This is a genomic window from Paenibacillus sp. FSL W8-0426 (assembly GCF_037969725.1).
In the GTDB taxonomy this organism is placed as follows: Bacteria; Bacillota; Bacilli; order Paenibacillales; family Paenibacillaceae; genus Paenibacillus; species Paenibacillus hubeiensis.
This window is the reverse complement of the sequence record NZ_CP150203.1, coordinates 6141442-6161281: the sequence shown is the minus strand read 5'-3', so window position 1 is coordinate 6161281 and position 19840 is coordinate 6141442. Positions and strand designations below refer to the sequence as shown.

Annotated in this window: 16 protein-coding genes; all 16 read left to right on the top strand. The window is 41.2% G+C overall.

The window, feature by feature from the left end; genetic code table 11:
- The first annotated feature begins 4 nt into the window (after positions 1-4).
- The 16 genes from MKY59_RS28045 to MKY59_RS27970 all read left to right on the top strand — a co-directional run bounded on the left by MKY59_RS28045 (position 5) and on the right by MKY59_RS27970 (position 19716).
- The gene (locus MKY59_RS28045) at positions 5-3313 is read left to right on the top strand and encodes a glycosyltransferase (RefSeq protein WP_339274835.1); all 3309 of its coding nucleotides are present in this window, start codon (positions 5-7) and stop codon (positions 3311-3313) included.
- 14 nt (positions 3314-3327) lie between these two features.
- Positions 3328-4683: a mannose-1-phosphate guanylyltransferase/mannose-6-phosphate isomerase gene (locus MKY59_RS28040; RefSeq protein ID WP_339274834.1), complete on the top strand. Its 1356-nt coding sequence runs from the start codon at positions 3328-3330 to the stop codon at positions 4681-4683.
- A 210-nt stretch (positions 4684-4893) separates the two neighbouring features.
- On the top strand, positions 4894-7461 hold the full coding sequence (locus MKY59_RS28035; RefSeq protein ID WP_339274833.1) for a hypothetical protein: 2568 nt from the start codon (positions 4894-4896) through the stop codon (positions 7459-7461).
- A 56-nt stretch (positions 7462-7517) separates the two neighbouring features.
- Complete coding sequence (locus MKY59_RS28030; protein WP_339274831.1) at positions 7518-8462, top strand: glycosyltransferase family 2 protein; 945 nt, start codon at positions 7518-7520, stop codon at positions 8460-8462.
- A 25-nt stretch (positions 8463-8487) separates the two neighbouring features.
- Positions 8488-9189 (top strand): WbqC family protein, encoded by a 702-nt coding sequence (locus MKY59_RS28025; protein WP_339274830.1) that lies wholly within the window; start codon positions 8488-8490, stop codon positions 9187-9189.
- Positions 9179-9544: an EamA family transporter gene (locus MKY59_RS28020; protein WP_339274829.1), complete on the top strand. Its 366-nt coding sequence runs from the start codon at positions 9179-9181 to the stop codon at positions 9542-9544. The genes MKY59_RS28025 and MKY59_RS28020 overlap by 11 nt, the downstream gene beginning before the upstream one ends.
- 366 nt (positions 9545-9910) lie before the next feature.
- Positions 9911-11038, top strand: a complete 1128-nt coding sequence (rffA, locus tag MKY59_RS28015) for a dTDP-4-amino-4,6-dideoxygalactose transaminase (protein WP_339274827.1) — start codon at positions 9911-9913, stop codon at positions 11036-11038.
- An 18-nt stretch (positions 11039-11056) separates the two neighbouring features.
- Entirely contained in the window at positions 11057-11800 is a 744-nt protein-coding gene (locus MKY59_RS28010) for a sugar phosphate nucleotidyltransferase (RefSeq protein WP_339274825.1), read from the top strand.
- Positions 11801-11818: 18 nt separating this feature from the next.
- Positions 11819-12370 carry a dTDP-4-dehydrorhamnose 3,5-epimerase gene (rfbC, locus tag MKY59_RS28005; protein ID WP_339274823.1) on the top strand — a complete coding sequence of 184 codons (552 nt, stop codon included), beginning with the start codon at positions 11819-11821 and terminating at the stop codon, positions 12368-12370.
- A 33-nt stretch (positions 12371-12403) separates the two neighbouring features.
- Entirely contained in the window at positions 12404-13429 is a 1026-nt protein-coding gene (gene rfbB, locus MKY59_RS28000; protein ID WP_339274821.1) for a dTDP-glucose 4,6-dehydratase, read from the top strand.
- Positions 13426-14295, top strand: coding sequence for a dTDP-4-dehydrorhamnose reductase (gene rfbD, locus MKY59_RS27995; RefSeq protein WP_339274819.1), 870 nt, complete (start codon positions 13426-13428; stop codon positions 14293-14295). Before rfbB ends, rfbD begins: the two co-directional genes overlap by 4 nt.
- Positions 14296-14729: 434 nt before the next feature.
- On the top strand, positions 14730-15311 hold the full coding sequence (locus tag MKY59_RS27990) for a DapH/DapD/GlmU-related protein (RefSeq protein ID WP_339274817.1): 582 nt from the start codon (positions 14730-14732) through the stop codon (positions 15309-15311).
- Between the two features lie 144 nt (positions 15312-15455).
- Entirely contained in the window at positions 15456-16445 is a 990-nt protein-coding gene (locus MKY59_RS27985) for a glycosyltransferase family 2 protein (RefSeq protein ID WP_236420858.1), read from the top strand.
- Positions 16442-17842: an undecaprenyl-phosphate glucose phosphotransferase gene (locus MKY59_RS27980; RefSeq protein ID WP_339274815.1), complete on the top strand. Its 1401-nt coding sequence runs from the start codon at positions 16442-16444 to the stop codon at positions 17840-17842. Before MKY59_RS27985 ends, MKY59_RS27980 begins: the two co-directional genes overlap by 4 nt.
- 186 nt (positions 17843-18028) lie before the next feature.
- Positions 18029-18904: a phosphatidylinositol-specific phospholipase C/glycerophosphodiester phosphodiesterase family protein gene (locus MKY59_RS27975; RefSeq protein WP_339274814.1), complete on the top strand. Its 876-nt coding sequence runs from the start codon at positions 18029-18031 to the stop codon at positions 18902-18904.
- A gap of 116 nt (positions 18905-19020) precedes the next feature.
- On the top strand, positions 19021-19716 hold the full coding sequence (locus tag MKY59_RS27970) for a heptaprenylglyceryl phosphate synthase (protein WP_339274813.1): 696 nt from the start codon (positions 19021-19023) through the stop codon (positions 19714-19716).
- The last annotated feature ends 124 nt before the right edge of the window (positions 19717-19840 follow it).

Genomic DNA, 19840 nt, shown 5'->3' with positions numbered 1-19840 from the left:
TTTCATGAAAGTTATATATTCTAAATTTAATAGGGAGCGGTTACCTCAATACCAGACAGCAACTATTATTTATTCGGATGCGGCTGGGGGAGTGTTTGCGCAAAAAAAGGCCTTAACTGAGGAGGCTTATTTTCATATACGCAACATTCAAGAAAATTATGCAAAATTAAAATCCGTGATGAACAATATTAAATTAGCGAAACCCCATTTGGGTGAAAATGACATTACATTCGAGTATATTAGTTCTCCTCGATTTGATTCCCTACTATTTAAGGAAATAACAGAGAAAAACAAAGAAAAACTATTTTCTTATTTGAACCAATACAAAATGATGGTACTTCAGCAACCCCTTGATTTCATTGAAAATTTCGAACCTGAAGCAAAGTTTAATGAAGTGTTTGGGGTAACGCCTTCTTTCACAAATGTAATGTGTCTTAGCTTGTCCAATGTAGATCTCACTTTTGATAATTTAACGTTTGATCAAGGACAATTTACTGTAATTGATTATGAGTGGGTATTCGAAATCATGATACCTGTAGAATTTATTTTGTTTAGAAGCGTAAATGAGTTTTATGCTAAATACTCAGACTATCTAAATCACTTTGCTAAGAAAGAAGAGTTTCTTCGCTTTTTCGGAATAAATTTTGATTACATTCCAATCTTCGAAAAAATGGAGAAAGGTTTCCAGCAATATGTATTTGGACAAGGAAGGGAGTACCAGAATGCTGAAAGAGTATTGAAGCACATAACTTCCTTGGAAGAGATTCTTTCGGAGATTAAGGTGAAAGATGAAAAGTTGCGATCATTACATGAACAAATTGAACAAATCCAGAAGGAAGCTGAACAGATACAGAAGGAAGCTGACCAGCTGGTTTCTTCTTTGAATTTGCAAATCTCTTCAAAAGAGCATGATATAGATGAACTTAACAAAAAAAGGTTGGAAACTGAAGCCAAGCTTGCAGTCAAAGAAAAGGAAATGAGTAATTTAGAACAAGAATTGGCTGATTTTAAAGAGCAAGCATCTGTAGCACTAAAGAATAAAGACGGTCATATCAATGAGCTGCTTGAACGTGAAAGAAGATTAGAAAATATATATGCATCCCATGGATGGCGAATTTTAAGTAAATATTATATGGCAAGAGATAAGATCATTCCTCATAATTCAAAAAGAAAAGTAATCTTGAAACTTGCCAAAAAGGCTTTGAAAAACCCGAAGTTGATGCTTTCCAAGTTGAATACAGGAAATTTAAAGAAGTTTAAACGATACTTGGGTTCTGAAGAGCCTGCGCGGCTAATGAACAGAATTGACTCCTATGTCGAACGTCATGAAGAAACTGTACCTCAATCTGACCTGCAATTATATAATGTAACAAACTACGGAAAGTTAAAGTTTAAGTATTATGAGGCACCCTTGGTATCTATTATTATTCCGGTTTACAATCAATGGAATTATACTTACTCCTGCCTTGCTTCTATATTGGAAAATACATCGGACCTGCCTTACGAAGTCATTATTGCAGATGATATGTCTACCGATGAAACCGTTAATATTGCTCAGTATGCTGAAAACATTACCGTAGTAAGAGATGGGGTAAACAGAGGCTTCCTGCTTAATTGTAATAATGCTGCCAAATCAGCGCGTGGAAAATATCTATTTTTCCTGAACAATGATACGAACGTTCAAACAGATTGGCTGAGTACTCTTGTCGAACTTATTGAGTCTGATCCTTCGATTGGTATGGTAGGGTCTAAACTTGTGTACCCGAATGGTAGATTACAGGAAGCTGGTGGAATCATTTGGAATGATGCAAGCGGTTGGAATTATGGCCGTTTGGATGATCCGGAGAAGCCGGAATACAACTATGTGAAAGAAGCAGATTATATTTCCGGTGCTGCTATTTTGATTAGACACATAATCTGGCAGGAACTCGGGGGATTCGATGAAAGGTACGTACCAGCTTATTTTGAGGATACAGACCTAGCATTTGAGGTTAGACGATTAGGCTATAAGGTTTTATTGCAACCCAAATCCGTTATCGTGCATTTTGAAGGTATCTCTCACGGAACAGATACTAACAGCGGCATTAAGAGTTATCAAGTTTCCAATAAAGAGAAATTCATGGAAAAATGGGGAGAAGAATTATCCAAAGATCATTTTCCTAATGCCGAACACGTCTTCTGGGCCAGAGATCGAAGCAGAAACAGAAAAACTATTGTCGTCGTGGATCATTATGTTCCTCACTATGACAAAGATGCAGGTGGCCGGGCCACTTATTTCTATTTGAAGTTATTTGTTTCAATGGGTTTCCATGTGATTTTTATTGGTGACAACTTCTTCAGACATGAGCCTTATACCTCAAATCTACAAGAACTTGGAATAGAGGTCCTATATGGGGACCATTATGCGAAAAATATAAACAAATGGATTAAAAACAATGGTTCTTACATTGATTATGTTTATCTTAATCGTCCACATATCTCTATTAAGTACATGGAAATATTTAAGAAATCTACTTCAGCAAAAATTATTTATTTCGGTCATGACCTTCACTTCCTTAGAGAAATGAGAAATTTTGAATTAACGGGAAATATACATCTTATCAAATCTTCGGAAGAATGGAAGAAAACGGAGTTCTCGCTGTTTAATGATGCGGATGTTATTCATGTTGTAGGTTCATATGAACAATCCTTGCTTCAAAAGGAATTTCCGGATAAACCGGTAAGAAATATCCCATTGTTTCCTTATGACCAACCATATGCTAACGCTAGTCATGTTGAGGGATTTGATGCGAGGAAAGATATATTATTCGTTGGCGGATTTAACCATACTCCCAACTATGACGGAATCGTATGGTTTTTGGATGAGATCTTTGGTAGGATCAAGAAACAGATTCCAAATGTGAAGCTTTATATTGTGGGTTCGAATCCCCCTGATGATTTAAAAGCAAAATCCGCAGACGATGTAATCGTCACGGGGTTTGTATCCGACGAAGAACTGGAGAGATATTATAATCGTTCTAGACTGGTTATTGTGCCTCTTCGTTATGGGGCGGGCGTTAAAGGGAAAGTAGTCGAAGCGCTATACTACCAAGTTCCTATTGTTACAACATCGATCGGTTCTGAAGGGTTGGAAGAGGCTGAGACGGTTATGACAATAGCAGAAGATGCGCATCAGTTTGCTGATTCTGTCATTCAATTATATCAAGATGAGACCGTATGGAATTCCTATTTCGAGGAATCTGTCCAATATATCGAAAAATACTTTACCCGAGAAGCTGCTAGAAGCATCCTTGCTCTCGATTTTAAAGACTAGGAGATACAAGTATTATGATAAATGTTGTATTATGCGGGGGGAATGGTACCCGGTTATGGCCGCTATCTCGAACTTTGTATCCTAAACAATTTAACAAGATGATCGGAGATCGCTCTTTATTTCAACTGACCGTGGAGAGAAATGCCCTCCTTTGTGATAAAAAATTTATTGTATCTAATGAGGAACAGTATTTCCTGGCATTGGATCACCTTAATGAGTTGGAGATGAAAGCTGATAAATTTATCCTGGAGCCAGTCGGCCGGAATACCGCGCCGGCTATAGCTTTGGCTTGTTTGGCTGTGGGAGATGATGAGTTGGTGTTGGTTACGCCGTCTGATCATGTTGTTCAAAATCAGCATGAATATACTCGTTGCATAGAAACAGCTAAGGAACTGGCCCTCGAAGGATACATGGTAACCTTCGGGGTCCACCCGAATTATCCTGAAACAGGATACGGGTACATAGAGGCTGACGGCCACAATGTGATTTCGTTTAAAGAAAAACCGGACTTATTAACTGCTGAAAGGTATTTGAAATCGGGAAACTTTTATTGGAATAGTGGAATGTTTCTGTTCAAAGCCGGGGTATTCCTCAAGGAGTTGGAGTCGGCAGCTAAAGAAATCTATGATAGGACACTCTCTGCTTTCAACAATGCGAGAGTGCATTACGACACCATTCGTATATCCAAGGAAGAGATGGAGGCCATTCCTGCTAACAGCGTCGATTATGCGGTTATGGAATACAGCACAAACGTAAAAGTCGTCTCTTCCGATATTGGATGGTCAGATCTTGGCAGCTTCGAAGCATTGTATGAGCAGTTGCCCAAAGATGAGGCGGGCAATTCTTTGGCTAACAATTATATTAGTGTCAATTCTTCACGTAATCTTGTCCTGTCAAATGACAGGATGATCGCTACAATCGATGTGGAAGACCTCATGATTGTAGATACGCCTGATGCATTAATGATTTCCAGGCAAGGATCTTCTCAAAAAGTAAAGGAAATCGTTCATGAACTGAAGCAGAGAAAGTCTAATCTTTGCGATAATCATGTTACTGCTTACAGACCGTGGGGAAATCATACTGAGCTAGACATTTCACCGAATTATAAGATAAAAAAAGTAGTAGTGAGGCCGGGAAAAAAACTCACTGTTCAAAAACATTTCCACCGTAATGAGCATTGGATCGTTGTAAGCGGGACGGCTTTAATTACAGTAAACGGGGAACAGTCCCTGCTTCGTAAAAATGAATCCACATTCATTCGCGTGGGAGATGAGCATACTGTCGAAAATCCAGGGAAGATAGATCTACATTTAATTGAGGTTCAAGTAGGGGAGTATATTGGGGAAGACGATGTAGTGAGGATTGATTAAAACCTAACTGCAACGAGTATGAACGGAAAGAAACCTAAGTGAGTAGATAATAAGAATTATTGCAACGGTAAAAGTTAGAATGAAAAAGATGATGCTTTCGGTATTCATTTCTGCAATAATAGAAGGATTTAACATCCATTTAAAATGGCACATTATTATTGTAATAACATACATTAAGTTTATTATTAATTCCTTTATTTGGAGGAACACATGAAAGAAGTCTTTTTGAGACGCCAAAAAAAGCATTATTTCTTGTTGGCTGGTTCCATTATTTTATTTTCATTATTATTGCAATTTACTACGATAAAAAATATTTTGTTTAAAGTTTACAAATGGCATTTAGTTCAACCGGAAACAATTCATGGACTAATAGAAATTTCATTGATTTCATTGCTCTTTTTGATATTTATTTTGTTTTTCAAAGGATTTTGGCCTGTTTTTTTAGCAACAATAGTTAGTGTTTTATTTCTAATTTTCCATGGAGTGTTTTTAGCAGCGTTACTTTGCTTATTCTACTTTGAAGCAATAATATCTATCGGACGATCAATTTCAAATTATTTCTTTAAAAATGGAAAAGATCATAATCAATATCTAGTGTTTTTCTTGATTGGGTTCCTAGTTTGGAGCTTTGTAGCTATTTTCTGCTCTTTTTTTAATTTCGGAACCTTCAATGATCTGAGAATTGTAACTCTTATTTTAACTTTTGCAAGTTTCTTTAACGGATTTAATGTTCCTTTTTTCTTCAGCGTTTATAAAAAAATGATTAGATTTAAGCGGAATGAATTGTTAATTTCATTTTTTTTATTACTGTTAGTATTGATTCAATTTGGCAAAACAAATACTTTGATAGCGTATGAATATGACTCTGTTTGGTATGGTTTAAGACCAGAAGCGGTTTTAGTGGGGGACAATTCCTTTTTTGATAATCTTGGTTATCTGAGTTTCGTTCATGTTTATCCTAAACTCTTTGAATTATTCATTATTCCTCTAAGTAATTTAGGGAACTATAGCTACATTTTATCAGTAAATGTTATATTTTTTATTTTGATTATTTACATTATATATTCCAAATTAAGAGAGTTAGAGTTAAATAAATTTCAATCTCTTTTCTTTACCTCAATAATTAGCTGCTTACCTGCTCTTTCTAATATGGCATCAACAGCTAAAACGGATTTGTTTTCTACTGCCCTAATTCTTCTCGGGTCTCTTTATATATGGAGATGGATCAATAGTTTAAAAATGGATAATGGAGCCAAACATCTTTATTTTTGGGTGTCTCTTATTTCTTTTGTTCTTTCTTTAGGCGGCAAGTCAACTAGTATGCTATATACACCACTCATTATATTCGGAGTTATTATTTATTTTATAGCTAATAGGAGCTTGTTTGGTCTAAAAAAAGTATTGAACGGAATAGGCTTTAAATGGAATTTTATGCTTCTTTTTTCAATTTCCGTTATCGTGTTTTTGGGAATATGTTATCGGACATATAGGATAACTGGCGTTCCTATGTATCCGATTGTAGGGAGTTTGTGGAAATCACTTGGATTTGAGGTTAAATATCCTTTCATAACCAAAAATATTGGTGATACATCAGCATCCGCTTCATTCAAATTAACTGATATTATGGATCGTTGGTACCATATGTTTTTTGATCCTCAACCGTTTGCACATGTAATAATGCTCTGGACTGGGAATGTGATTCTACTTTTAATTTTCCTATTCTTAATTTTCAATGCTTTTAACATTAAGAGAATATCTAAAGAGGACTTTCTTCTTTTAATATTTCCGGTTTTTCTTGCTTGGCTATATTATGGGACCACGATGCCGAATGGTGGCGACGGGAATGTTTATCAAATTCCATTGATCCTAGCTATGATTGTTTTGTTTAAGTATATCTCGACTGTTTTTCAATTAAGAAAAGTTTTGTTTTTTTCGCTTTTACTATTTCTTCCTATGCAATTTATGACCATGTTTGTTTCACATCCATCGTGGAGTTATGGCCTTCCGCCCTTACAGCTTCCGATTTCTGAAAATAACACACAAAAGTATAAAAGTAATTTATTTGAGTATAATGGATTGTCAAATATTGAGAACTATTTAAGAAAATCAGAAAGTATGGAACGATGTTTGGGATTGGGCGACGATATTGTATTAAATCAACTTTCATGCCGAATGGAAACTGTTAACACCTCAGCTTCGGACTATCTAGGGAATTCTCAAGTCTTTTCCAGCATGGACAGTTTGGTCGAATATTTAAAATGGAATCATACTCAATATATAATAATGCCTAAATCTAGCTCAGGAGATTGGTCATTTGTTTATGAGCTGCTTAATCAAATCAGAAATGCCAGTGGAATCGATCTCATAGTGCACGATTCTAAATATGATCTAATTGAAATTGACCCTAATAAAATTCGATTCAGTTTTAGTAATAATGTTGAGTATTTAGATGGATGGTACGATGATGAAGGGGGGTACAGATGGATAAACAAGAAAGCGACCGCAATAATAACCACTGGAAATCAAGGTGAAGTCAGTATAACGGGTAGTTTACCAGAAACTTTAAAAAAAGCAAAAATGAAGGTTTATATTAATGATTCGTTATATCGAGTAGAATCTCTGAAGGAAGGTCCGTTTCAATTGAAATATGATTTAGATAAGGACAAAAAAGTTGAAATTCGTTTGGAATTAGACAAATCTTTCATTCCAAGTCAGATAGGAACTGGAGATGATGAAAGAGAGTTATCTATTGTAATTAATAGTGTCACTGTTTACTAGCTAAATTGAAGTCTCAAGCTAATTACAAATTGTATTCACTGAGAAAGGGAAGAGTTATGAAGATCTCTGTTGTAACCACTATGTACCGTTCCTCCGCGTACCTTCCTGAATTTTATGCAAGAATAAAAGAAAATGTCGCTAAACTTGGATTGTCCTATGAAATTATTATGGTGAATGACGGTTCTCCGGATAACTCGCTAGATGTAGCAGTAGGTATTCAACAACAGGATCCTTGTGTTAAAGTGATAGACTTGTCTAAGAACTTTGGTCATCATAAGGCAATTTTAAGCGGACTTTCTTATGCTAGAGGTGATTTGATATTTTTATTGGATTGTGATCTGGAAGAGGAACCAGAAAATCTGGAATTATTCTATAATGAATGGTTGCAGGGGAATGGAGAATTTGATGTTATTTTCGGGGTACAGCGAGAGAGAGAAGGGACCTTCTATAGAAGGATTGCGGGGGATTTATTTTATAAGTTCTTTAATTTGATTTCCGACGAAAAAATCCCCAAAAACCCTTGTACGATACGTTTAATGACTAAACGTTATGTGAGCAGTCTATTAGAATTCAAAGATCAAAACGTTTTTTTGGCAGCGATGTTCGAAAAAGTAGGATACAGACAGAAGCCTTTTGCCATAAAAAAGACTTACAAAGGCTCAAGCTCCTATAATTTAATTAGGAAATTGACGCTCATGATGGATGGGGTTACTTCATTCAGTAGCAGGCCTCTTTTGCTTATTATGGCAAGTGGGTCTTTAATAGCTTTTTTATCGCTCGTTTATGCGTTATTTTTAGTGTTCCGGAAGGTGTTTTTTCAATCGGTGATAAGCGGATGGACCAGTGTGATGGTTTCTATATGGTTAATGAGTGGCCTTATTATTTTTTCAGTAGGGGTAGTAGGCGTATATGTATCCAAAATTTTTAATGAGACTAAAGATCGGCCAATCTCTGTTGTTAGAAAAGTATATGAACAGGGAAGCGAAACTCGAAACTCTTAAGTATTCAAGTAAGTGAGGATGAACTATGAACAGAACTGCTGTACTTCAATCGAACTATATACCGTGGAAAGGTTATTTCGATATTATTAATGATGTGGATACTTTCATCTTCTATGACGATGTCCAATATACAAAAAACGATTGGAGAAATCGCAATAAAGTCAAAAGTGCGACGGGAGCTCAGTGGCTTACAATTCCTGTGAACAATTCGAATGATTCGTTGATCTGTGAAGTGCTGCTGCCTAATTCGAATTGGAATGTAAAACACTTTAAAACGATTAGCGCCTTATATTCAAAAGCACCTTATTTTAAAATATATAAAGACTTTCTTGAGCATGTTTATTTGGAGCGTAAATGGTGCAGTCTATCCGAGCTTAATCAATATTTGATTCAATATATTTCCAAAGAATTATTGGGTATTTCGACAACGTTTAAGGATTCGAGGGAATTTAATAGCGAAGGAAAAAAATTAGATAGATTACTGGACCTGCTTCACAAGTCTGGAACGGACCTTTATGTTTCAGGTCCCGCTGCCAAGGACTACATTGACGACGGTCGCTTTGAAGAAGAAGGGATTAAATTAGTATATAAGGATTACAAACATTATCCAGAATACAATCAATTTCACCCTCCTTTTGATCACTATGTCACGATTTTTGATTTGTTATTCCATACCGGACCGGATGCTTCCTATTATATTTGGGGCTGGAGAGAAAATGAAATTTGAACTAACAAAAAGCTATGTTTTCCTTTTTTTTAGCATACTTTCTCAATCTACTGCTTCCCTTTTCTCAAAATTTGCTGCAGATGCCGTTGGAGAAGGACATATATTACTGGTTGTTACGAATAGCTATTATATATTGTCTTTAGTTTTCTTGTTTTTCCAGGCTATATTCTGGCAATATACCCTTAGGGATCTAGACCTGTCCTTTGCTTATCCATTAACTGCATTAAACAATATTATTATTGTTGCGTTTAGCTATTTTTTGTTTCATGAAGAAGTTACTTTCAATAATCTAATCGGAGTGCTTATTATTATGACAGGTATCATTATCCTAAATATAAAGAGCGCAAAGCAATGATTATATTGGTTAGCGCGTTATTGATTTTAATTAACAGCTTGGCTCAAATTTTGCTGAAAGTCGGTGCAGTAAAAGGGAAGAAGGGTAAGGGGATAGTCTCTATTAATCTTCCCATCGTGACAGGGTACATGTTCTTTTTGGTTTCGACGGTTCTGTCGGTTTATTTGTTAAAATTCATGGCCTTGAAAAATTTCACTTTAATCATTGCACTCAACTATCTGGGTACTCTACTATTTTCGTATATTTTCTTGAAAGAGAGGTTTACTAGACAAAAGTTTATTGCAAGTCTCTTCATTATTGCAGGGGTAATTATTTTCAATCTATGAGCTTGTTTAATGAATCCAAACGATAGGGGCTATTTTTCTCATGATACTATTCAATGTACCTGGAGTTACTGGTAAAGAACAAGAGTACATTCAGAGAGCTGTTCAAAATCGCCGGTTTTCTGGGGACGGGGAATTCACCAAGTTAAGCAGCAAATGGATGGAATCGAGATTTGATACGATTAAAACATTGCTGACTACCTCCTGTACTCATGCACTGGAGATGGCCGCTATACTAGCTGATATTAAAGAAGGAGATGAAGTTATCCTCCCTTCTTATACGTTTGTTTCAACAGCTAATGCTTTTGCTTTAAGAGGTGCAAAGATTGTATTTGTCGATATTCGTCCTGATACAATGAATATTGATGAAACACTAATTGAGGCTGCGATTACTCCGCGGACTAAAGCTATAGTTCCCGTTCATTATGCGGGGGTGTCTTGTGAAATGGACACGATTATGGAGATAGCGGCGAAATATAACCTGCTTGTTATTGAAGATGCTGCACAAGGAGTTATGAGTCGGTATAAGGGAAGATATCTTGGTAGTATCGGGCATCTGGGTTGCTATAGTTTTCATGAAACCAAGAACTACAATTGTGGAGAAGGCGGGGCCTTGCTCGTGAATGATTCATTGTTCGTGGAACGAGCAGAAATAATCAGGGAGAAAGGAACAGACCGTTCCCGTTTCTTTAGAGGCCAAGTGGATAAGTATACTTGGGTAGATATAGGCTCTTCTTATTTACCCAGTGAAATCAATGCTGCGTTTTTGTACGCTCAACTGCAAATGGCGGACGTCATCAATGACAATCGCAAAGAGAGCTGGGCTAAGTATTTCAGCGGGCTAGAACAATTACAACAAGAAGAACGAATCAAGCTTCCTTTTATACCTGATGAATGCGAACATAATGCCCATATGTTTTATATCAAGTGCAAATCGCTCGAGGAGAGAACACGTTTAATTCAATTTTTGAAAAGTAAAGAAATTCAAAGCGTGTTTCATTACATTCCACTGCACTCATCATCTGCAGGTATACAATTTGGCAGATTTCATGGAGCAGATCATTATACAACTTCGGAAAGTGACAAAATTCTAAGACTTCCGATATATTACAATATGGATGACAATGATATTAGTAAAGTTATAGAGTCGTTATACAACTTCTACCACTAGAATAAGGATGTGTTTGAAATGAAAGGTATAATTCTTGCAGGCGGTACTGGTTCTCGCTTATACCCCTTAACTAAAGTCACGAATAAGCACTTACTTCCCGTCGGGAAATATCCTATGATTTTTCATGCCGTTTATAAACTTAAATTGGCGGGAATTGAGGATATTCTTATTGTCACAGGTAAAGAACATATGGGAGATGTAGTTAATCTCCTCGGCAGTGGTAGCGAGATGAATGTTTCTTTTACTTACAAAGTACAAGATGAAGCTGGAGGAATCGCTCAAGCTTTGAACCTGGCTAAACAGTTTGTAGCGAATGAAAAAATGGTTGTTATTCTTGGCGACAATGTTTTCGCCGACGATATAGGGCCCTATGTTGAAAATTTTAAAGCTCAAGCTTGTGGGGCTAAAATCCTCATACAAGAAGTTAGTGATCCAAATCGGTTTGGAGTACCTGAAATTCAGGGAGATCGTATTTTATCTATCGAAGAAAAACCACAATCCCCAAAAAGCAATTTTGCTGTAACAGGGATATACATGTTTGATCATCATGTATTTGATATTATAAAGACATTAAAACCGTCCGCAAGAGGCGAGTTGGAGATCACGGATGTTAATAATGCATATATTGAAAAGGAACAGCTTACCTACGATGTCCTTCAAGGCTGGTGGACAGATGCGGGTACGCATGCATCACTAGCTAGAGCGAATGAACTTGCCCAAGAGTTAATTTTTAGCGAAGAATTCGGCAAACTGAAAATTTAAGTCAGGGGGAACCCGATCATGAAAGTAACTCCTTTGAAGCTGCAAGGAGCCAGTCTACTGGAACCGATGGTTCACGGAGATCATCGGGGTTTTTTTATGGAGAGTTACAATGATCAGCTCATGCAGCAGCACGGACTCAACTACCACTTTATACAAGATAACCAATCCTTGTCTGCACAGCCAGGCGTATTGCGCGGTTTGCATTATCAGCTGAACCCCAAGGCGCAAACGAAGCTTATTCGGGTTATCTCCGGATCAATCTATGATGTCATTGTGGACATCCGTAAAGGTTCACCGACATTTAGGCAGTGGCAAGGATTTATTTTAAGCGAGCACAACTATCGTCAGCTGCTCGTTCCGAAAGGGTTTGCCCATGGATTTTGTACGCTCGTTCCAAACACTCAAGTCTTATACAAAGTGGATGAATACTATTCCCCGGAGAATGACCGCGGCATATTATGGAGTGATCCGGCACTTGGGATAGATTGGCCCACATCCAATCCGGTCCTATCGGAAAAGGACCAGAAGCACCCGCTGCTTCAGGATGCGGAGATCAATTTCAATTTTTAAATAGATAGCGAAGGATACAGGAGGTTTCAATTTATGAAACTGCTCGTTACCGGCGGTGCCGGTTTTATTGGAAGCAACTTTGTGATGTATATGCTGCAGCAGCATCCAAGCTACGAAATAATTAACGTGGACGCCTTGACATATGCGGGGAATCTGGAAAATCTGAAATCGCTCGAAGGTAACAAGCATCATACCTTTGTTAAAGCAGATATTACGGATGCTGCGGAGATGGACCGCCTGATCGGCCAAGGTGTTGATGTGGTCGTTAACTTTGCGGCTGAGTCCCACGTGGACCGAAGCATTCTTGAACCGGATGTGTTCGTACGAACAAATGTGAATGGTACTCAAGTACTGCTGGAAGCTGCCAAAAAACATGGGATCACCAAATTCGTCCAGGTATCGACGGATGAGGTTTACGGGTCGCTCGGCCCTACAGGTTTGTTCACGGAAGAGACGCCGCTTCAGCCCAACAGTCCGTATTCGGCGTCCAAAGCAGGAGGAGACCTGCTTGTACGTGCGTATCATGAAACCTTTGGGCTGCCCGTAAACATTACGCGCTGTTCCAATAACTATGGTCCCTATCAGTTCCCGGAAAAACTGATTCCATTGATGGTATCCCGTGCCTTGGCGGATGAGGCATTGCCTGTATATGGAGATGGCTTGAACATCCGGGATTGGCTCTATGTTGAGGATCACTGCAGTGCAATCGATCTGGTTATCCACCAGGGTCGGAACGGTGAGGTATACAATATTGGCGGCAATAACGAGCGAACCAACGTGCACATTGTAAAAACGATTCTGGAGCAGCTTAACAAACCAAAGTCTCTGATTAAATATGTACAGGATCGTCCTGGACATGACCGCAGATACGGGATCGACCCAACCAAAACGATGTCCGAGCTTGGCTGGAAGCCGAAGCACACGTTTGAGACCGGGATTAAGGAAACCATTCAATGGTATCTGGACAACAAGGAATGGTGGACACGAATTCAGTCGGGCGTTTACCAGGAGTATTACGCCAAACAATACGGCTCCCGCTTGGGAGATACGAAGCAATGAAGGTGTTAGTTACCGGGGCTAGCGGACAACTGGGACGGGATGTCGTGCTCCTTTTGAAAAAGGAGGGACATTCCGTCCTTGCTTGCACCCGCGATCAGATGGATATTACGGATCAATCAAAGGTTAATGACGTCATCGTTTCCTTTGGACCAGAAGTAGTCATTCATTGTGCTGCTTATACAGCCGTTGATGCTGCCGAAACGGATATGGATGGAGCTTACAGGGTGAATGCGGTGGGAACTCGTAATGTTGCGGTCGCATCAGAAAAGGTAGGAGCGAAGCTCATTTATATCAGTACGGACTACGTCTTTGACGGCGCTTCGGTTACGCCTTATCAGGAATATGATAATACCAACCCACAAAGCGTATACGGAAAGTCCAAGCGAGCAGGAGAATTACTTGTGCAGACGCTGTCTTCAAGGTGGTTTATTGTGCGAACGTCGTGGGTATACGGGCTTTACGGCAATAATTTTGTGAAAACGATGCTGAAACTCGGCCAAGAGAAGCCCAAGCTGCAGGTGGTTCATGACCAGAAAGGTTCACCGACGTACACCGTGGATTTGGCAAAATTCCTGCTTGACCTCATGGCAGACGAGAAGTATGGCATATATCATGCATCCAACATTGGATCCTGCACATGGTATGAGTTTACCCAGGCAATTTTCGAGGAAGCGCAAGCTATAGCGGGGCTCTCTATTCAAGCGAAACTGGAGCCATGTACAACCGAGCAATTTCCTCGACCGGCACCGCGTCCACGCAACTCGGTGATGGATCATTTGTCGATCCGAACTAACGGTTTTCTCGATTTGCGTCCTTGGCGAGAAGGGTTAAAAAGTTTTTTGATTTCCAAATGCAAGGACGAATAGATGGTATCCGTTTAAATCTCTAACTGATATCTGCACATACTTTACTATAGAGTGAACTGAAGAATCATGTGATTTGGGTAGCGGAGCATATGAAGTATAATGCTAGGCATTCAAGGGGCCTTTGGCATCCGAACATGGGAACTCATACTTTAAAGAATACGAGGCAAATGGGGAGGGGCAGAAAAAAGAACAGATTCATTGTTCTTTTTTTCTGCCTGCCAATCTGGCCCCGAGTTAGCTGATAAAGCACCAGAGAGGTTGTCATTGAGATATTCGGAATACGTGGGGCCATAGCAATGTAACTCTGCTGTATGAATCCAAATTTCAAAAGGGGATATTAGGAAAAACTGGTGTAAACGAAGCTTGAAATGCAATTATACCTAAGGATAGTACAAATATATAAATATATTACGGAACCTACTAGGGTGGTGAAGATGTTGAAGAAAAAAAACGTAATCATCTATGGTTCGCAAAGTTTTGCTTATTATGTGAGAGAGCTCGTTCTGGATTGCGGTCACCATTTTATTGGATTCATTGATGATTTCAAGGAGGGAGAAGATGTTCTCGGTTCTTTTGAGGATGTCAGAAAAAAATATAGTCCGAGCGAGTACGAAATTGCCATAGCCATTGGATACAATAACCTTGCAGCCAGGTGGGATGTATACCAAAAAATCATCAATCAGGGCTATGAGGTCATATCGTTGATTCATCCTAAAGCATATGTAAGCAAAACCGCGAAAATCGGAAAAGGAACCATGATTTCTGTTGGAGCAACTGTAGATTTCAATGTTCAGGTGGGAGAAGCAAACTTTATTTGGCCTAGCGTAACCATAAATCACGACTCCGTTATTGGAAACAATTGTTTTTTATCTCCTGGAGTTAATATCTGCGGGTTCGTCCATGTGGGCAACCATTGTTTCTTAGGGGCTTCCTCTATAATTGTTAACGGAAACACTATACAGGATAACTCATTTATTAAAGCAGGAACAACATATTATAGAAAAGAAAGAGAATGAAGTCGTAATTACGAATAATCCCTGACTCCCTTCAATCATAATATGCTATACTTTCGGTAGATGGCACCAGATTTCAATGATCGGTGCAGCATACTCGCAAATGTCGAACGCTGTCACAGCAATATGAAGTCAGGAGTTTATGCAATGACCGAAACGATCGATGCTCCCTCGTGGAGCAGATTAAAAAACAACCAAACGAAACATGTAGACGTCAGCATCATCATCGTCAACTACAATACGCGGCAGCTGACGCTGGATTGCCTGGAATCTGTATACGCTTCTCGGACAGCCTACCATTATGAGATCATCGTAATCGACAATGCTTCTCATGATGGCTCGGTGGAGGCAATCCGGACGGCATACCCGGAGGTTCTTATGATCGCCAATGGTGACAATACGGGATTCGCCGTTGCGAATAACCAAGGTATGAAGGTGGCCAGAGGGCGTTACATTTTGCTGCTCAACTCCGATACGGTCGTTCAGCCGGATACGCTGGAGGTTATGATTGGATTCATGGATCGCCGTCCAGAGATGGGGGCATCCGGCTGCAAGGTGATTCTTCCGGATGGTTCGTTGGATAAAGCATGCAAACGTGGGTTTCCTACGCCATCGGCTTCGTTCTATTATGCCTTTGGTCTATCCCGCCTATTCCCTGACCGCCCGAAGTTTAACCAATATCAGCTGGGGCATCTTAGTCCGGATGATGAATATCCGATCGACTGCCTTGTTGGTGCATTTATGTTGGTTCGCCGGGAGGTTGTGGAACAGGTTGGTGGGTTGGACGAAACCTTTTTCATGTATGGAGAAGATGTTGATTGGTGTTACCGAATCAAAGAGGCAGGTTGGGGCATTTATTATTACCCGCGTACATATATTGTGCATTACAAGGGTGCGAGTGCCCGGCGCAAACCTATGAAAATTGTCTATGAGTTTCATAGGGCGATGTGGGTTTTTCATCGTAAACATTATGCCAAGCGGTATAGCCTTTTTACGAACACGGTCGTATGGCTCGGCATTTCACTAAAATTTTCAATGTCTCTTATCCGCAATAAGCTCATCAGGTCGGCTCCACGGAAGAGTTCGTCATTAGGCCATGGGGCAGATCGAGAGACATCATCCGAGGTGAACACATGATTCGTCGTAATCAGCGATTTTTAACCCAATTGTATATTGCGGCAGATTTCATGGTGATCCAGGTCTCGTTTTTGCTGGCCTGGTGGATCAAGTTCGAAAGTGATCTGCTGACACATCAGGATCCACTGCCCATTGAAAAATACTTCGCTTGGAGTTTGGTATACGGGGGGCTTGCAATCATCACGGGCCTGATGTCTTCCCTTTACGTGCCGAAACGCAAGAAACGTTTTGTGGATGAATTCATGAAATTGATCCAAATCCATGGTATCGCCTTCTTTATGTTAATGAGTTTGATGTTCTTTTTCAAAGAAGTGAACATCTCTCGCGCATATCTGGCCATGTACATGATCGGCAATGTTGCTTTTACCCTGATTTACCGGTATATCGTCAAGCTGCAGCTCCGAAGACTTCGCAAAAAGGGCTTCAATCGTCAGTTCGTGCTGATCTTGGGCGCAGGTTCTCTTGGCAAAAGGTTCTACAACAACCTCCGCAGTTATCCGGATCTGGGTTATGAAGTTCATGGGTTCCTTGACGATTATCGTTCTTGGGATCGAGAGGAGCAGCAGCGCTACAAACCGATCCTGGGACGGATCGATCAATTGGAGGAAATCCTGTCGACACACCTGATCGATGAAGTCATCCTTGCTCTTCCGCTCGATGCGCATGACAAGTATCCGCATATTATTGACGTCTGCGAGAAGGCGGGAGTGCGAACGTTGATTATTCCCGACTTTTTTGACTATTTGCCGGCACGGCCTCATTTTGACAACTTTGCGGGCATGCCTATGATTAACGTGCGCGATATTCCGCTTGACATCGCCGTGAACCGCTTATTGAAACGCGCATTCGATATCCTTTTCTCGTTGGCGGCCATCGTGCTCACTGCCCCAGTGATGCTTGTTGTCGCTTTGGGCGTACGATTGACGTCGCCTGGTCCGATCATTTTCAAGCAGGAACGGGTCGGGCTGAACCGGCGTACATTTTTCATGTACAAATTCCGCTCGATGAAGGTATTGCCTGAAGGAACGGTAGATACGGGATGGTCCACCCAGAACGACCCGCGCCGCACCTCATTCGGCAGCTTCATCCGGCGTACCAGCCTGGACGAACTCCCGCAGTTCTTCAACGTGCTGTTGGGGCATATGAGCGTCGTTGGACCACGTCCCGAGCGGCCGTACTATGTGAACCAGTTCCGTGAGGAGATTCCCAAATACATGATCAAACATCACGTCCGGCCGGGAATTACGGGGTTAGCCCAGAGCAAGGGATTAAGGGGAGATACCTCTATTGAGGACCGCATTGAACAGGATATATTCTATATTGAGAACTGGTCGCTATTATTCGATATCAAAATCATTTGGGAAACGATCCGCAACGGCATGAAAAATGCTTATTGAATGAAACGGGCAATACCTTCCCCAAAAGTAGACGGCCACATCGTGTCATCATCCAAAAGTCGCCAATAGGCGACTTTTTTGTTTCCATTCCCCTAAAACCGGGTAGTTAGCAATAAACGCTGAACCCTGAAAGAATGAGTTGTTTTCCAGACTGAGATTGAAGCCGGGCTCAAGGATGTGAACGATATGAAACGATGGATTGCTCCCATAACGTTGTTGATCGTGACCGTGGGCATGCTGTTCTTTGCCTATGACAGCCAGAGCGAGGAGCAGCATGACGGTTTTACCGCTTATCGGTTGATTGCCCATGCGATGGGCAGCATCCGCGACCAGCCTTACACGAATGCCTACGAAGCGATGATCGCCAACTACGAAAAGGGCACGCGTGTGTTCGAGATCGACTTCATGCTGACGTCTGACCGCAAGGTGGTGGCGAGGCATGAATGGACGGCGAATATGAGCAAACTGCTGGGTCAAGATGAGGAGCTTCCCGAAGAAAAACAAGCCGGCCCGCTGACGCATGAGGAATTTATGAACACCCCCATTCTGGGCATGTACCAACCGATGGATGCAGACGGCATCATGGACGTGCTGGCCGAGTATCCCGACATGTACATCGTGACCGATACGAAGGAGCAGCAGGACGAGGATATCCGGCAGGTGCTCACGGCACTGGTGGATGCTGCGCAGGAGCGTGATCCGGCATTGCTCGATCGGGTCGTGGTCCAGATTTATAATGAAGCGATGCTGGAGTCGGTGAAGCAAATTCATGATTTTTCGTCCATTATCTATACATTGTATGCTACGCAGGATACCGAGGCTCAGGTGGTGGATTTTGTGCAAGATCATGACATTGCAGCGGTGACCATGCCCGAATACAAGGTGAACCGGGATTTCGTTGCCAGGCTGAAACGGGCAGGGGCGGTTACGTACGTGCATACGATCAATGAAACGGATCAGGTGGCCAATTATGAAAAATGGGGCGTGTACGGCGTATATTCCGACGTGCTCACTGAAGAGGAAATCGAGCGGATGAACACCCGCGTTGCGTGGAAGCCGTAGTTGGCTTCCTTTTTTTGTTCCCCTTTTTATGCGAACATTGACACTCACTCCCTGCTGGCATAGACTTAGTTTACAAGTGTTTTGAAGATGCAGAAGAACCTCTGGAGGAATGTTCGTTGATCGATATGATAAAGCAGTGGAGACATGTTTTTAAGCTCGACCCGGATCGGGAAATTACCGATGAAGCGTTGGATCGCGTTTGCATGTCCGGAACCGACGCCATCATGGTGGGAGGTTCGTCGGGAGTAACTTATGACAATACGGTAGACCTCATGTCCAGAGTGCGGCGTTATGAGCTGCCATGCGTGCTTGAAGTCTCCGATTTGGAGGCGGTGGTGCCCGGCTTCGATGGTTATCTCATTCCAATGGTGCTTAATACGGCGGACAGCCAGTGGCTGATCGGACAGCACCAGCGTGCCATCGAGCAATACGGTTACCTGATTCCCTGGGACGAGCTCATTGCGGAAGGGTATATCGTGCTTAATGCCGATTCGACCGTGGCCAGAATGACGGGGGCAGACACCCATCTGAGCACAGAGGCGGTGGTGGCGTATGCCCAGACTGCGGAACGGTTGATGGGACTGTCCGTCGTGTACCTGGAGTACAGCGGCACGTTTGGGGATATGGAGCTGGTTGCGCAAACGCGCCGAAAGCTGGAGCTGTCGCATTTGATCTACGGTGGGGGCATCGATGGAGCCGAGAAAGCGGCCCAGGCTGCCCAGGCGGCAGATACCGTTGTCGTTGGCAATATCGTATACAGCGATTTGGCGAAGGCACTGGAGACGGTGCAGGCTGTTAAAGCCTCGGTGTAGCGTCCGAATCGGCTAACGGAGATCCGTTTGGCGTTTTCCAATCTCTCCTGAAACAAGTATGGCGGGCAATGCTTCCCATTCTCCCATTTCTCCCGCATAATCTGTTAAAATAAAGCTTTGCCTC